15 protein-coding genes are annotated in these 15663 nt (G+C 66.4%); 7 read left to right on the forward strand and 8 right to left on the reverse strand.

The annotated features are described in order from the left end of the window. The 4 genes from EPL04_RS02215 to EPL04_RS02230 all read right to left on the reverse strand — a co-directional run. Positions 1-2036 (reverse strand): DUF7827 domain-containing protein (locus tag EPL04_RS02215; RefSeq protein ID WP_134669026.1); only part of this gene is annotated, 2036 nt, incomplete at its 3' end. Between the two features lie 540 nt (positions 2037-2576). After that, a complete protein-coding gene (locus EPL04_RS02220; RefSeq protein WP_134669028.1) occupies positions 2577-3335 on the reverse strand; it encodes a VOC family protein in 759 nt (252 codons plus the stop codon). 66 nt (positions 3336-3401) lie between these two features. Then, positions 3402-3842, reverse strand: a complete 441-nt coding sequence (locus tag EPL04_RS02225) for a TIGR04206 family protein (RefSeq protein WP_134669030.1) — start codon at positions 3840-3842, stop codon at positions 3402-3404. After that, complete coding sequence (locus tag EPL04_RS02230; RefSeq protein ID WP_134669032.1) at positions 3843-4952, reverse strand: OBG GTPase family GTP-binding protein; 1110 nt, start codon at positions 4950-4952, stop codon at positions 3843-3845. Between the two features lie 125 nt (positions 4953-5077). Here EPL04_RS02230 and EPL04_RS02235 point away from each other — a divergent pair, with 125 nt between their 5' ends. The 4 genes from EPL04_RS02235 to rpl12p all read left to right on the forward strand — a co-directional run bounded on the left by EPL04_RS02235 (position 5078) and on the right by rpl12p (position 7896). Further along, complete coding sequence (locus EPL04_RS02235; protein ID WP_134669033.1) at positions 5078-5566, forward strand: 50S ribosomal protein L11; 489 nt, start codon at positions 5078-5080, stop codon at positions 5564-5566. 274 nt (positions 5567-5840) lie between these two features. Further along, a complete protein-coding gene (locus tag EPL04_RS02240) occupies positions 5841-6479 on the forward strand; it encodes a 50S ribosomal protein L1 (RefSeq protein WP_134669035.1) in 639 nt (212 codons plus the stop codon). 1 nt (position 6480) lies between these two features. Beyond that, positions 6481-7527: a 50S ribosomal protein L10 gene (locus EPL04_RS02245; protein ID WP_134669036.1), complete on the forward strand. Its 1047-nt coding sequence runs from the start codon at positions 6481-6483 to the stop codon at positions 7525-7527. Between the two features lie 18 nt (positions 7528-7545). Continuing rightward, positions 7546-7896, forward strand: a complete 351-nt coding sequence (rpl12p, locus tag EPL04_RS02250) for a 50S ribosomal protein P1 (protein ID WP_134669038.1) — start codon at positions 7546-7548, stop codon at positions 7894-7896. Positions 7897-7968: 72 nt separating this feature from the next. Here rpl12p and EPL04_RS02255 read toward each other — a convergent pair whose 3' ends face one another. Then, positions 7969-10695, reverse strand: a complete 2727-nt coding sequence (locus tag EPL04_RS02255) for a PAS domain S-box protein (RefSeq protein WP_134669040.1) — start codon at positions 10693-10695, stop codon at positions 7969-7971. 161 nt (positions 10696-10856) lie between these two features. On the opposite strand from EPL04_RS02255, the gene EPL04_RS02260 reads away from it, so the two are divergent. Beyond that, entirely contained in the window at positions 10857-12098 is a 1242-nt protein-coding gene (locus EPL04_RS02260) for a tripartite tricarboxylate transporter permease (RefSeq protein ID WP_134669042.1), read from the forward strand. Here EPL04_RS02260 and EPL04_RS02265 read toward each other — a convergent pair. Next, positions 12081-12581: an SRPBCC family protein gene (locus EPL04_RS02265; protein WP_134669044.1), complete on the reverse strand. Its 501-nt coding sequence runs from the start codon at positions 12579-12581 to the stop codon at positions 12081-12083. The two genes, EPL04_RS02260 and EPL04_RS02265, sit on opposite strands and share 18 nt — an antisense overlap. 95 nt (positions 12582-12676) lie before the next feature. Between EPL04_RS02265 and EPL04_RS02270 the strand changes: the two genes are divergently transcribed. Continuing rightward, positions 12677-13834 carry a pyridoxal phosphate-dependent aminotransferase gene (locus tag EPL04_RS02270; protein ID WP_134669046.1) on the forward strand — a complete coding sequence of 386 codons (1158 nt, stop codon included), beginning with the start codon at positions 12677-12679 and terminating at the stop codon, positions 13832-13834. Here EPL04_RS02270 and lrpA1 read toward each other — a convergent pair whose 3' ends face one another. After that, positions 13835-14263, reverse strand: a complete 429-nt coding sequence (lrpA1, locus tag EPL04_RS02275) for an HTH-type transcriptional regulator LrpA1 (protein ID WP_134669048.1) — start codon at positions 14261-14263, stop codon at positions 13835-13837. It lies immediately after the preceding gene. Positions 14264-14460: 197 nt separating this feature from the next. Here lrpA1 and EPL04_RS02280 point away from each other — a divergent pair, with 197 nt between their 5' ends. Beyond that, a complete protein-coding gene (locus EPL04_RS02280) occupies positions 14461-14670 on the forward strand; it encodes a hypothetical protein (protein ID WP_134669050.1) in 210 nt (69 codons plus the stop codon). Between the two features lie 55 nt (positions 14671-14725). On the opposite strand, the gene EPL04_RS02285 is transcribed toward EPL04_RS02280, so the two are convergent. Further along, positions 14726-15661: a thiamine pyrophosphate-dependent enzyme gene (locus EPL04_RS02285; protein WP_134669051.1), complete on the reverse strand. Its 936-nt coding sequence runs from the start codon at positions 15659-15661 to the stop codon at positions 14726-14728. Between the last annotated feature and the right edge of the window lie 2 nt (positions 15662-15663).

Consider the following 15663-nt stretch of genomic DNA (forward strand, 5'->3'; position numbering starts at 1 on the left):
CTCGAGTTCAGGCCAGTGATTTCGATGTTCTGCTCGGCCACTTCGAAGTCAGCCGACGCATTCTGCGTACTCGTGTACGCATCGTTGCCCTTGAACACCTTCATCTCCGCGTTGTAGTTGGCGTCTGCGCTCAGACCGTTGTTGCCGGTCTGGAACGCGTAGTACACCGTGTTGTTCTCTGCATCGTAGTATGCAGTGTCAACGTCGTCGTAGTCGTAGGCGGTCGCGACCGCGTTCGGACCCGTGTTCGTCTCCGTCACGTTCAGGAAGACGTTGCTGTTCTCGTTGTTGATCGTGTCGGGACCGCTGCGGTCACCGTAGCCGAACGGTGCCTCGATACTGTCGTTGAGGTAGCCGTGGATACCGGAGACCTGCGCTTCGACGACCACTGCGTCGCCCTGCGCGATGGTGTCAGTGCTGCTGACGCCGTCGAGCAGTTCAGCGGTTTCGTCGCTGTCAGGCAGGCTACCCTCGTAGACCCATGTGTTCACGCCGTCGACCGACGGTCGGTCAACGCTCAGGATTTTCTTCGCGTCACGCTCGTCGTCCTCCGTTGCGACGACCAGGTTGTACGACCCACCGGCCGAAATCGGACTGGTGAGCGCGTTACCGTTCGTGGCGCCAACAGGAGTGAGCGGGTCGCCCGTGTAGATACCCTGATCGCCGTGGCTCGACGCCATCCCGTTGTTGTCGACACTGAACGAGTCAGTGTCACTAACGCTAATGAACTTGCCGACATTCTGAGCGCCCTTGGTCGTCATGGTGTTGACGGAGACAGTCACGTTGCTGTCGTCGTCGTCACCATCGGTGACGGTGAAGTTCGCCAGGAAGTTACTGCTCTGACCACCGATCTCGACGTATGCCTCGTCGGTGTTCTGGAGGTCGACGGTGAACTCCGCGACGTCACCGCGCTCCTGGTAGAGCGTCGAGCTATCCTCGAAGTCGACGTCAGCGTCACCGGCCGCGGTGACATTGATCGTGTCAGACGTGTCCTCAATCTCGGTGTTGTTGTGGACCGCACGCACGACGTAGTCGCCAGCGCTACCGTCCTCAAGGCTGGAGACATTCCCGAGGTCGACGTTCGCGTCACCGGTACCGTCGAAGGAATCGACGACGCGTCGGAGCGGGTTGTCGTCCTCGAAGTCCGCGCCTTCCTCGTAGAGCTCCGCGTAGAAGTCTTCTCCAAACGCCGCCGCAGAGATTTCTGCGGTGATGTTGTCTTCGGTCGTCACGTTGAGGTCGTCCGCCTCAACGTTCATATTCAGCTCATCGATCGTCAGACTGGTTTCGTCACCTGCAACAGTACCCGGATTGTTGTCCGGTTCCTGGTCATCGTAGGTCACAACGTAGTCGCCTTCAAGCTCAGTGGTGTCGAAGTCAACAGCGTCACCGGGACTAGTCGAGAACCGGTCAATCGAGTCCCAGCCACTATCGCCGTCGGGCTCATAAATCGTGATGACAGTATCCTTACCTTCCTGGAAGGTCAGCGTCTCACCTGCGTACGCCGTCACAGAGCCAGTACTCGAACCGACCGTAGTACTGGGAATCTCGATAGTCTTGTACGCGGCCGTGTACGAGTTGCTACCGAGCGAGATCTGGTGACGGATCCGGCTGTCTTCCTCGACATCGTCACTGCTTGCGTCGAGGGTAAGGTCCACCGTGACGTCGTTATTGTTGGTGGAGCCAGAGAAGTTCACGGTCACCGTGTCGTTGTGCGCGTGGTAGTCGGTGGTGTCGGTATTACCATTGCCACCGCTAGCAGAAGCGCTATCCACTTCGATGTTAGCGTCAGTTGTTTCGCTGACATCGATGAGGACGGTATCCTGGCTGTTTGCAGATACACTGCTCAGCGTGATTGTCTGGGTTATGCCGTCCAGATTAGTACTTGACTGACTGAGGTCGATCGTATGTTGGCTAGTCACGCTCGCGTCGTTCGCTGACTGCGCACTGGCAGACAGCGGAACCATCGCGAACACGGACATCACCATCAGCGCAGTCATGAAGACTGCACGAACTTTTGTTGTTGTCGTTGTCATGGTTTGGTTGGTTATTCGGTCGGCGACAGCACCTTTCCGGCGACCTGGTTTCGTAACCCGGCGTTTCCGGGCGCGGGCCGGCTGTACTCGCTACTGCCACCATGGGTAGGGGTACAGTAGGAATCAACCGGCGGGTGTGGTAAATACTTTGTGTTATCTTAACCGCCGATTCGGGCGTGCGAACGCCTCACACGTCCGGGTTCTGCAGAGAGGAACGACTCCGTTGCGATCGTTCACGCGTGCGAAACGATGCATGTCCGGTCCGAAACGGCGCGTTTACAGTCGAGTCCCGCCCGCTGGGACACTCCCACGGTAGCGCGCCGTGTCAAGACGAGCGGTCGGGCGAGCGATCGACCGTCGCGTACGAGTAGTCAGCTCGGGGTCATAACGGTGCCTTTCGAGGGACGGAACGGTGGTAGAATGGAGCGCGTGTGGCGCGCGTGCTCGAATTCTGTCACGGTCGCCGCTCCCGAATCGCCGAGTCACGGGACCGACCGCTCACTGGGCGCCCTGTCACTAGATCGGGCGTCGATCGGTAGCTCAGTCCCGCGACAGCACTTCGAACTCGTGGCCGTCGGGGTCCGTGGTGAACGCGTAGCGGTCGTCGCAGGAGGCGGGGTCGCGATAGTCCTCGGCCTCGCGTTCCATCAGCGTCTCCCAGTCATCGTGGAGGTCCTCGCTCCGGATCGCGAGGTGGCCCCACCCGTCGCCCAGCTCGTACGTCCGGCCGTCGTAGTTGTACGTGAGCTCGACCGCCATCGCCTCGTCGGCGGCGCCTTCGGGCTTCATGAAGTAGTTCGCGAAGGTGTCGGATTCCCATCGGCCGGTGTGTTCGTACTCCAGCTTGCGGATGAACCACCCGAGCGACTCGTCGGCGTCCTCGACGCGCATCATCGTGTGGTCGAGACTCCAGGTCGCACCGTAGTCGCGCTCGACGATCTCGACCTCGTGGCCGTCGGGGTCGGTGACGAAGGCGTACGATCCCCCACAGGAGTCGGGGTCGCGGTAGTCCTCGACGCCCTCGTCCATCAGTTGCTCGTAGGCATCGTAGACGTCGTCGACACGTACCGCGATGTGGCCCCACGCGTCGCCGAGGTCGTAGGTCCGGTCGTCGTGATTGTACGTGAGTTCGAGGACCGCGCCCTCCTCGTGAACGTCGGCCGGACCGAGGTAGACGTTGGTGAAGGTGTCGGCCTCCCAGCGGCCCTTCTCCTCGTAATCGAGGTGGTTCTGGTACCAGTCGAGGCTCGCTTCGAGATCCTCGACACGCATCATGACGTGGTCGAGCGTCGCGTTCATACACGTAGACGTTGAGCCGTCCGAGGCGAAAAGGCTACTGTTCGCGGAAGCACCCCGAGCGGCGGGTCACCACCGGAACGTCTCGCGCAGGTCCGGCCAGTGGAACCACCACGCCGCGGCCCAGAGCGCGAGCGTCCCCGACGGAACCGCGAGCAGGCCTCTCCGAGACATCCCCAACGAGAACCAGAGATTGCTCGCGCCCGCGAGCACCAACAGCCCGCCGGTTACGCGCCGATCCTCGTACGCCGCTCCGCGCCGATCCTCGCACGCCGCTCCGAGCCGTCCGAGGACGGCGCTCGCGACCGCGAGCAGGTACAGTCCGACGCCGATCGGCCACGCCAACAGTCGCCGGGGCAGACCGATCGTGTAGACCAGCAGGTAGTCCGGGAGCGTCGTGACGTGAAACGGCGCGGTGCTCACCAGCCCCCACGAGAAGACGAGATCTCCGGTCGCGAAGACGGTCCACGGGAGCGCGGCCAGCCCGGCGAGCGCGAGGACGCGGCGCATCTACTTCCGGACGACCATCCGGAGGACGTCCTCGTCGGCGAGCTCGTGGGCTTTCCCGACCTGCTGTTCGTCGTGTTTGGCGCTCGGGCCCGAGACGCGGGCGAACCGGAACCGGCTTTCGAGGTCGCCGCCGAGCCGCCGGGCGGCGTCCTCGACGGTCGACCCCTTCGGGAGCACCAGCGGCTCGTCGTAGTCGACCCCGCGACCGGGTTTGTCCATGTAGATCCGCATCAGGCCGAGCTCCTCCCAGATGGTCTGTTTGAGCGAGTCGAGGCCCCTCTCTTCCTCGGCGGAGATGAAGATCGTCTCCTCTGGGTCGATGTCGTGGTCGCGCAGATCGTCTTTGACCGTCTCGACGTAGTCGGGTTCGATGAGATCGACCTTGTTGACCGTCACGATCGAGGGGATGTACTCGCGGTTGTCCATCACGCCGTCGACGAGCCGATCGATGTCGACCTGCTCGCGGACGGTCACGTCGGCGTTGACGTAACCGTGCTCGCGCATGACTTCTTTGACGACGTCTTCGGGCAGGTCGAGGTCGACGCTCGACGTGACCCGGATCCCGCCCTTGCCCTTCTTCGAGATCTTGACGCTCGGAGGCGCTTGATCGAGCCGGATCTTGTTCTCGTAGAGTTCCTCGCGGAGGCGGGCGTACTGGTCGATCTCGAACACCGAGAGCACGAACACCACCAGATCGGCCGCACGCACGACCGACAACACTTCCTGACCGCCGCCCCGGCCCTGCGCCGCGCCCTCGATGAGCCCCGGAACGTCGAGTAGCTGGATGTTCGCGCCGTTGTACTGCAACATCCCGGGGTTGACGTTGAGCGTCGTGAACTCGTAGTCGCCGACCTCGCTCTCGGCGGCGGTCAGCGAATTCAGGAGTGTCGACTTGCCCACGCTCGGGAAGCCGACGAACGCGACCGTCGCGTCGCCGTGTTTCTCGACGTGGTAGCCTTCGCCGCCGCCCGCGGAGGACTGGTTCTCGAGTTTCTCCTTTTTCTCCGCGAGCTTGGCTTTGAGCCGTCCGATGTGGGCCTCCGTAGACTTGTTGTACGGAGTCTCGGCTATCTCCTCGCGGAGGGCATCGATTTCGTCCTCCAGTCCCATTGGGAGAGAGTGGGCCGCGCGCGCCGAAAAACCCTTTCCTTCCCGGCGGGTGGGTCGGTCTCGGCGGCCGCCGGGGAGACGACCGAAAGATAACTCTTAAAACCGCCGCGGGGGTTCGTACACGTATGGCTGAGACGATAGAAGTGCTCGTCCCCGGCGGCCAGGCCGACCCCGGCCCGCCGCTCGGGCCCGAGCTCGGACCGACGCCCGTCAACGTACAGGAAGTCGTCAGCGACATCAACGACCGGACGGAAGCCTTCGACGGCACCGAGGTCCCCGTGACCATCACGGTCGAGGACGACGGCGGCTACGAGATCGAAGTCGGCGTCCCGCCGACGGCCGCGCTGATCAAAGACGAGGCCGGCTTCGAGACCGGGAGCGGCGAGCCCCAGAAGGACTTCGTCGCGGACATCACCATCGAGCAGGTGAAGACCATCGCCGAGCAGAAGCATCCGGACCTGCTGGCCTACGACACGAAGAACGCCGCGAAGGAGATCGTCGGGACGTGCGCCTCGCTCGGCGTCACGATCGAGGGCGAGGACGCCCGCGAGTTCAAAGAGAAGGTCGACGCCGGCGAGTACGACGACGTACTCGCGAGCGAAGCGACGGCCTAACGCCCGACTGCTCGAAAAACGGGCGGACCGAGCTTTTCGACGTTTCGTCTTCACGGGTAGCGACGGTTCGGATAGCGACGCCTCGTTTAGACCGGGAGCGACGCGTTCGCCACGGAGCCCGTGGGAAGCCGACACGAACTGGTTCGTCGCGGTTCGACGGGTTTAAGTTTCGCATCGCCATCGTTTCGGAACGAGACAGGCGTCTACTGTCGTCCTAGACAGTAACCTGTTTCACTGACCCGTAGGAGCGTCCTGCGTACTACGGAGGTGAACAATGGCAGATCAGGAGATAGAGCAAGCAGTCTCTCGCGCACTCGAGGATGCACCCGAGCGGAACTTCCGCGAAACGGTGGACCTCGCAGTCAACTTGCGCGACTTAGATTTGAACGAGCCGTCGAATCGTGTAGACGAGAGTATCGTCCTCCCGTCCGGAACCGGACAGGAGACCAAGATCGTCGTGTTCGCGGAGGGCGAGACCGCCCTGCGCGCCGAAGAAGTCGCCGACGAAGTCTTCGATGGAGACGACCTCGAAGATCTCGGTGACGACGACGACGAGGCCAAGGATCTGGCCGACGAGACCGACTTCTTCATCGCGGAAGCGCCGATGATGCAAGACATCGGTCGGTATCTCGGTACTATCCTCGGCCCCCGAGGGAAGATGCCCGAACCGCTCCAGCCCGACGACGACGTCGTCGAGACCGTCAACCGGATGAAGAACACGGTCCAGCTGCGCAGCGGTGACCGGCGCACCTTCCACACCCGGGTCGGTGCGGAGGACATGGGCGCCGAGGATATCGCCGACAACATCGACGTCATCCTCCGGCGTCTCCACTCCAACCTCGAGAAAGGTCCGCTCAACGTCGACACGGTCTACGTGAAGACGACGATGGGACCGTCCGTGGAGGTCGCCTAAGATGTCAGCCGAAGCCGAACGCAAGACAGAGACGATTCCCCAGTGGAAACAAGAGGAGGTCGACGAGCTGGTCGACCTCATCGAGGGGTACAGCAGCGTCGGCATCGTCAACGTGACCGGGATTCCGTCCCGCCAGCTCCAGACGATGCGGCGAAACCTCCACGGGAGCGCCGAGCTCCGGATCAGCCGGAACACACTGCTCGAACGCGCCCTCGAGGAAGTCGACGAGGGCATCGAGGAGCTGACCCAGTACGTCTCCGGTGAGGTTGGTCTCATCGGGACGAACGACAACCCCTTCGGGCTGTTCAAGGAACTCGAAGCCTCGAAGAGCCCCGCGCCGATCAGCGCCGGGGAAGTCGCCCCCAACGACATCGTCATCACCGAAGGTGACACGGGCGTCGACCCCGGTCCGTTCGTGGGCGAACTCCAGAGCATCGGCGCGGCGGCGCGCATCATGGAGGGCTCGATTCACGTCACCGAAGACAGCGTGGTCGCCGAGGAGGGCGAGGAGGTCGACGCCGACGTGGCGAACGTCCTCGCGGAACTCGGCATGGAGCCCAAAGAGGTCGGACTCGACCTCCGAGGCGTGTTCTCCGACGGCGTCGTGTTCGAGGCCGACGAGCTGGCCATCGACGTCGAGGAGTACCGCGCGGACGTCGAGGCCGCCGCGGCTCGCGCCCGGAACCTCTCGGTCAACGCGGTCTTCCCGACCGACCAGACCGTCCCCACCCTCGTCCGGAAGGCCGAGGGCGAGGCCAAGAGCCTCGGTCTGGAGGCCGCCGTCGAGAGCCCGGACCTGGCCGACGACCTCGTGAGCGCGGCCGACGCGCAGGTCCGCGCGCTCGCCGCGCAGATCGACGACGAGGAGGCGCTGCCCGAGGAGCTCAGCGACGTCGAGGCTCCCGGCGCGGGCGCCGACGCGGAGACTGCTGACGAATCGAGCGACGAAGAACCCGAATCCGAAGACGACGCCGAGGAAGCCGACGCCGACGACGATGACGATGACGAGGAAGACGGCGGCGACGCGCTCGGCGCGATGTTCGGATAACCCACACCACTACTACCAATGGAATACGTTTACGCTGCACTCATCCTGAACGAATCGGACGAAGAGATCAACGAAGACAACCTCACCAACGTGCTCGACGCCGCCGGCGTCGACGTCGAGGAGTCCCGCGTCAAGGCGCTCGTCGCCGCGCTCGAGGACGTCGACATCGACGAGGCCGTCGAGCAGGCCGCGGCCGTTCCCGCGGGCGGCGCCGCCGGTGGCGCTGGCGCCGAGGGCGATGCCGAGGAAGCCGACGCCGAGGAAGAGGCCGAAGAGGAGGCCGACGAAGAGGAAGCCGACGAAGGCGACGACGAGGACGACGAGGACGACGAGGCCGACGGCGAAGGTCTCGGCGAGCTCTTCGGCTAACGCCGGCTCGACAACTCGATCTTTCTTTCGCGCGCCGACCGGCGAGTGGCGACGCCGTCCGGTCGGGCCCGCTCACTCGGACGGAACGTCCACGCCCCTGAACTCGAACCGAGCGCCGCCGTCTGTCCCCTCGGCGAGCGAGTGCTCCCAGCCGTAGGTCTCGGCGAGCTGTGCGATGAACGTGAGCCCGAGCCCGATACCGTTGGCGTCGGTCGTGTACCCCGCCTCGAAGACGCTCTCGCGTTCGCCCTCCGGGATTCCGGAGCCGTCGTCCTCGACGTAGAACCCCTCCGAGTCGGCGAGTTCGCCGACTCGAACCGTCAGCCCGTCGGCGTCGGTCGGGGCGGTCTCGACGGCGTCCTCTGAGTCGCCCGGAGTCCGACGTACTGCATCAGACCGCGTCCGATGAACGTCGTCGGCCGCGGGCCGATTCTCCGTGTCGCCGTGCTCGAGGGCGTTCTGAAAGAGGTTCGACAGCAGATGGCGGAGGTGGTGGCGCTCGGCTCGCACCCGCAGGTCCGACGCGATCTCGAGCCGACTCGCGCCGACCGAGAGGTCCGACCACGCCTGACTCGCCACCTCGCCGAGCGACACGGTCTCCGGATCGACGACCGACTCCCCGCCTCGGGTCATGATCAAGAGCACGTCGATCATCTCCTCCATGCGGTCGAGGGCTTCTGCCACGTCGTCGAACGCCGATTCGTCGCCGTCTCGGGCCGCCTGGAGGTATATCTGGGCGATCGAGAGCGGGTTTCGGAACTCGTGGGCGACCATGCTGGCGAAACTCTCGAGGCGGGCGTTCTGCTGTTCGAGGCGCTGTTCGCGGCGCTTTCGCTCGGAGACGTCCCTGAAGTACACCGACAGACCGGTTTCGGAGGGGTAGACGTGAAACTCCAACCACGCGTCGAGCGGCTCGAAGAAGGCCTCGTCGGTCGTCTGGCGCTGGGTCTCGGCGGCGCGTCGAAACGCCTCGTCGCCCACCGACGACCGCAGTTCCGGGACGGCCTGCCAGACGACCCGGTCCCGAAGCTCGCGTTCGCTGGCCCCGAGCAGTCGCTCGGCCCGTTCGTTCACGTAGGTGACCCGCCACTCGTCGTCGAGCGCGAAGAAGCCGTCGTCGATGCGCTCGAACACCTCCTCGAGTTCGGCCTGTAGCTCGTCGCGCTGGCGCTCGATCTGTCGCTCGCGCTCGGCCCGATCGAGCGCGGTGTGGATGTTCGCGGTCAGTATCTTCGCGAGGTTGAGCTTCGACTCGGTGAGCCGCTCGCTCTCGGTCGACCCCGCCATGAATACCCCGTGGTCGCCCAGCGGGAGTATCATCTCGGTCTGGACCGGCGTCTCGGGGTTGTAGGCGCCCGTCTGATCGCCGACATCCTCGTAGAGGCGCGGGCTCCCCTCGCGGTACACCTCCCAGATCAGCCCTTCGCCCTCCTCGAAGCTCGGAATGTCGTCGAACAGTCGCTCGGCCGCGTCGGCGATTGCGACCGGACGGAGTTCGGTTCCGCCGTCATCGAGCAGGTGAATTCCGCTGATCGGCAGTCCGAGCACGTTCTGGGCGGTCTCGACGGCGAGCCCGCAAATCTCGGCTCCGGTCCCGGCCGCCATCAGGTCGCGGGTGACCTCCCGGAGCGCTTCGAGGGTCTCCTCGCGCTGTTTGCGCGCGGTGACGTCGCGAAACACCGCCTGATTGAGCGTTCGGTCGCCGATTTCCGTCACGCCTGCGCTGATCTCGACCGGGATCTCGCGGCCGTCGTCGCGGACGACGTAGAAGCCGTCGTCGACCCGGGAGGCGCCGCCGGCGTCGACGTGCGATTCGAACAGCTGTCGGTACCGCTCGCGCTCGGACGCCGGATGCAACTCCGTCTGGTGCATCCCGACGATATCCGTCTGGGGCTTGCCGAGTAGCTCCGCGGCGGCCTCGTTCGTATCGAGTATCCGGCCGGTCTCGGCGTCGACGATGAAGACGGCGTCGGGTGCGGTCTCGACGAGTCGGCGGTACTTCTCCCGCGAGGCCGCGAGTTGGGTCGCCCGGCGGCGCCGCCGGGTCACGTCGCGGCCGATGCCGGCGATCGCGGCGGAGCCGCCGTCGGCGGGTTCGAGTAGCGCCCCGGAGAACTCGTAGGGGAGTTCGCGGCCGTCCGTGGTTCGGAGTGGGACCTCGATCCGGGCGCTCCCCTGCGAGCGGACGCGCTCGATGGCGTCGACGACGCGGTCGGCGTGGTCGGGCGGGATGAGGTCGGCCGGGTGGTAGCCGGCGAGTTCCGCCTCGCCGTACCCGAGCACGTCGCTGGCTCGCTCGTTCCACTGTAGTAGCTCTCCCGACGCGTCCAGCGTGAAGAACACGTCCGGACACGGGTCGGCCGAGTCGTCGGTGGCTCCGATCTCGGGATGGGTCGCGCCGAGACGACCCGCGCCCGGGCGCTCGGCCCGGTAGCGGGCGGCCGCGGTCTCGATGCGCCGGACCGCCAGTTCGGGGCGATAGGTTTCGGCTCGCGTGTCGACGTAGTCGGTGGCCTCCCTGGCGAGCACCGCCGCCGCCAGCTCCGGGTCGGCAGTCTCGTCGAGCACGACGAACGGGAGGGCCGGCGAGCGATCTCGGACCGCGTCCAGGAGCGCGACGACGTCACCGCCCGAGCGATCGGCCGTGGCGACGACACACGACGTCGGCGTCCGTTCGAGCGTCTCGGGCAGTTGGCCGGCGCTCGTGACCCGGACGGGGTCGAGCGCCGCGTCGGCCCCGAGTGCTCGCGGGATCGACGACTCCCCGCCGACGTACAGTGTGTGGTAGTGATCAGACATCCTCGCGTGGCCGCGGACCGAGCGGTCGTTGGCTGACACACCTGTTAGGCCGGTAGCGACTAAAAGCCCGTTGGGAGCCCCGCCCGGAGCCGTCCCCGGACGCGACCGCTCCCGAGGTCGGTCCGAGCGTTTAAGTGCGATCCGGCGGCCAACTCGCCGCGATGGAAGCGCTCGGCCCGCGCCTCGCGGTCGACCCCGCGTCGACGGCGGCGGCGCTCGCGTTCGTGCTCGGGGGCGTCGCCCTTGGAGCGACCAGCGGGCTGATCCCGGGACTGCACGTCAACAACCTCGCGTTGATGTTGGCGTCGATCGCGCCTGCGGTCCCGGGCCCGCCGCGGCTGGTCGGCGCCGCGATGCTCTCGGCCGGCGTCGTCCACTCGTTTCTGGACGCGGTGCCCGCGCTCGCGCTCGGCGTACCCGACCCCGCGATGGCCGCCACCGCGCTCCCGGGCCACCGTCTGGTCGTCGCCGGACGCGGCCGGGAGGCGGTCAGGCTCTCGGCGCTCGGGAGCGGGCTGGCGGTCGCCTTCGCGGTCCCGCTCGCGGTCCCGGTCACCAAGACGATGACGGTCGCGTACCCGACCGTTCGGGCCCACCTCCCGCTCGTCCTCGGGGGCGTCACCGTCGCCCTGTTGGCGACCGAGCGGTCCGTCCGCGCCGTCGGCGGCGGCGCGGCGGGATTCCTCGGGAGCGCCGCGTTGGGCCACGCGACCCTCGATCTCTCGCCGGCCGCGCCCCTCGACGCCGGCGGGATGCTCACGCCGCTGTTCGCGGGGCTGTTCGGCGCGCCGATCCTGCTCGAAGCTATGTCCGGCGCCGGCGTGCCCGAGCAGGGCGATCCGACGATCGCCGTCTCGCGTCGAGCGGTCGCCCGAACCGCACTCGCGGGCGCGCTCGCCGGCGCCGTGGTCGGCTACCTGCCGGGCGTCTCGTCGGCCATCGCGGCGGTGTTCGCGCTCGCGCTCGTGCCCGGATCGACCGACGCACGGGGGTTCGTCGTCGCGACCAGCGGCGTCAACACGGCCAACACCGTCTTCGCGCTTTTCGCGCTGGCGGCGCTCGGGGCGCCCCGGACGGGCGTGATGGTCGCGCTTCGAGAGGCCGGCGCGCCCGTCGACCTCCCGCTTTTGGTCGCCGCGGCGGGGCTCGCGGGGATCGCCGGCTTCGCGCTCGTCCTCCTCGTCGGCGATCGGTATCTCCTCGCGGTCGGGGCCGTCGACAACGTCCGGCTCTCGGTGGGCGTGCTCGTCCTGTTGGTCGGGGTTAGCTGGCTGTTCGCCGGCGGGGTCGGTGTCGGAGTCTTCGTGGTCGCGACGCTCGTCGGCCTCGTGCCGGCCCGGTACGGAGCGCGCCGCGTCCACCTGATGGGGGTGTTGCTCGGGCCGCTAATCGCGGGCGCGTGAGTCTTCGAGTATCCGCTTCGTCCGACGGTGGCGGTCCCGGAACATCGGCTCGAACCCGATCCAGCCGAGCGGTCCGAGCAGATCGCCCACGACCGGCAGTTCGTACTCGACGCGGTCGCGGACGAGCGTGGCGCCCTCGGAGAGGGCGTAGAACTGGTGGGTGTGGCGCCACGTCGGGAAGGGACCGCCGTCCATCACGTCCTCGAAGACGGCGGTCCCGTCCCCTCGCTCGCGGCGCGTGATCCGCGAGCGCCACCGCTGTCGGGGGCCGACCCCGAACGGCCGAAGCGACATGTGGATCTCCGAGCCGACGTCGAGCACCTCGTCGTCGGCGTCGTCAGCGCCGTCGGGGCCCGAGACACGCTCGACCCGGAGGTTCATCCAGTCGGGGGTGAGAGCCCGCAGGCCGTCGATTCGGGAGTGGAACGCCCAGACCTCGTCGAGGGGAGCGTCGACGCGGACTTCGCGTCGGTACGTAGCCATGTCGAACAGTAGTAACAGCGCCGATAAAACTCCGGCGGCGAGCGCCCGGCGTCGCCTTCGAGGGTTTATAGTCACCCGACGCCTGAGGGACGAACATGGTTTCGGAGCGCGCGAACCGAACGACCCCGTTCGCCGCGATGGACGTGCTCGAACGGGCCAACCGGATGGACGACGTGATTCACCTCGAAGTCGGCGAGCCCGACTTCGAGACGCCGACGGCGGCAACCGAGGCGGCGATCGCGGCGCTCCGCGCCGGCGAGACCGGCTACACCTCCTCGAAGGGCAAGCCCGAACTCCGGCGCGCGATCGCGGCCTACTACGATCGCCGGTACGGAGTCGACGTCGACCCCGAGCGGATCATCGTCACTTCCGGGTCCTCGCCCGCGCTGTTGCTCGCGTTCTCGGCGCTGGTCGACCCCGGCGACGAGGTGGTCCTCACCGACCCCCACTACGCGTGTTATCCCAACTTCGTCCGCCAGACCGGCGGCCGGATCGCGACCGTCCCGCTGTCGGCCGACGACGGGTTCCGTCCGCGCGTGTCCGCGTTCGAACGGGTTCTCTCCCCGGAGACGGAGGCGCTCTTGGTGAACTCGCCGGCGAACCCGACGGGTGCGGTGCTCGACGGCGATACCCTCGGCGAGCTGGTCGAGTTGGCCGACCGTGCCGGCGCGACCGTGATCTCCGACGAGGTGTACCACGGACTGACCTACGAGGGCGAGGACCACACCGTGCTGGAGTACACCGACGACGCCTTCGTGCTCGACAGCTTCTCGAAGCGGTTCTCGATGACCGGGTGGCGGCTCGGCTGGATGGTCGCCCCGCCCGACTACGTCGACCACGTCAACCGCATCGCCCAGAACACGCTCATCTGTGCGCCCAACTTCGTCCAGTCGGCGGGCGTGGCCGCCCTCGAATCCGGCGACGACTTCCTCGCCGGAGTCAGAGACACCTACCGCGAGCGCCGGGACTTCCTCGTCGACGCGGTCGAAGACTGGGGGATGAGCATGGGCTACACGCCCGGCGGGGCGTACTACCTCCTCGCGGACGTGAGCGATCTCCCGGGCGACGCGTTCGACGCCGCGGACTTCTTCCTCGAAGAGGCCGGCGTGGCGATGACCCCCGGACCCGACTTCGGCTCGAACGCGGAGAACTGCCTGCGGGTGTCGTACGCCAACAGCGCCGAGAAGCTCGCGGAAGCATCGGACCGCATCCAGCGCGCGCTGACGACCGTCGAAACCCCCGCCCTCGACTGACTACTTGAGTCGCTCCTGCAGGAACGAGGGGTGGGCGGCGGTCACGCCTTCGATCTCCAGGATCTCGTCGCGGATGACGTCGCCGACCGCGTCGCCGTCCTCGGCGCGGACCTCCGCCATCAGCATGTGGTCGCCGCTGGAGGTGTAAAGCGTCTCGATCTCTTCGAGGTTCTTGAGCGCGCGGGTGGCCTCGACGTACTCGTCGCTCGCGACGTCCATCCCGACCATCGCGATGCTCTGACTGGAGAGCTTCTTCGGGTCAATCTCGGCCGAATACCCCACGATGACCCCCTCGTCTTCGAGCTTGTCGATGTACTTGCGGACCGTGGGTTTCGAGACGTTCGCCCGGTCGGCGATCTCGGCGTAGGACGCCTGAGCGTCCTCTTCGAGGACCGCGAGAATCCGGTCCTGCGTGGATTGGGTGCTCATTACCAGAGTATTTCCGATACAGGAAAAAATACCTTCCGAACCGGAAAATGGTTTCCTTTCGGACCGAACCGCCTCGAAGCCGGGGCCGAATCGGGCCGACGGGGTCGGCATCGAGCACTCGACCGGTTCTCGGGGCGAGTCCGCAGACGCCCGACGGCCGTCCGCCTCTTAGGTCCGGACGGCGTAGCGGTCGGTCCATGGCACGACGAACCTCTCGCCGACGCGTGCTCACAGCGACAGTGACCCTCTCGGCCGCCGGGTTAGCTGGCTGTGGGATGCCCGGCGGCGACGGGGAGGACGAGGAGAACGGAGACGAAGAGGAGGACGAGGAGAACGGAGACGAAGAGAACGGAGACGAAGAGGAGAGCGACGCACGCTCGCCGCCCTCGCTCGGGCGCGACGACTGAGGCCGGGGCTACGGTCGGCGAGCGCGCCAAAAAGAATCGCGAACGCGAGCCGGCGTTACTTGTGACGGTCGAGCAGGTCGTAGCTGCGCTCCCACTCGTAGTCGTCGTCGAAGTACCGCTCGGCCAGCGGCTCCTCGGGCATGTCGCCCGTGGCCTGCTTTTCGGCCTGGTACGACGGCCGGTCCTCGTCGACGTAGAAGCGACCGGTGAGGACCTCGCCCTCGTAGAGAGCGTCCTCTGCCTCGTGCATCATCTCGGACGCCTCGCGGCGGTCGTGGATGTCGAAGTCGTAGTCGTCGCTGTCCTGGATGTCGATGTACGGGACGTACTGCTTGGCGTCCTTGTTCCAGGTCGGACACTGCGTGAGGAAGTCGACGTGCGCGAACCCGTCGTGTTCCATCGCCTCCGTGAGGATCTCTTTGGCCTGATTCGGGTTGACTGCCGCCGTCCGGGCGACGTACGACGCCCCGGAGGTGAGCCCGAGCGACAGGGGTCGAATCGGGCTCTTGGCGCTCCCGTGGGGCTGGGTCTTCGACTTGTGGCCCTTCGGGCTGGTCGGGGACGTCTGGCCCTTCGTGAGCCCGAAGATCTCGTTGTCGAAGACGATGTAGGTCATGTCGTGGTTCTCGCGGGCGGTGTGCATGAAGTGGTTCCCGCCGATGCCGTAGCCGTCGCCGTCCCCGCCGGCCGCGATGACCTCGAGGTCGGGGTTCGCCATCTTCGCGGCGCGGGCCACGGGGAGCGAGCGGCCGTGGATCGAGTGGAAGCCGTAGCTACGGAAGTAACTCGACAGCTTGCCCGAACAACCGATCCCGGTCACCAGCAGGGTCTCCTCGGGCGTGCGCCCGACCTGGGGCATCGCCTGTTTCAGCGCCTTCAGGACGCCGAAGTCGCCACAGCCCGGACACCACGTCGCCTGCGGTTCGATCTCCGGGGTGAACTCGTCTCGGTCAATCTCTCGGTCCTCGCCGATTGCGTTGAATGCACTCATGA

It is taken from the genome of Halorussus marinus, from assembly GCF_004521895.1.
GTDB classification, from domain to species: domain Archaea; phylum Halobacteriota; class Halobacteria; order Halobacteriales; family Haladaptataceae; genus Halorussus; species Halorussus marinus.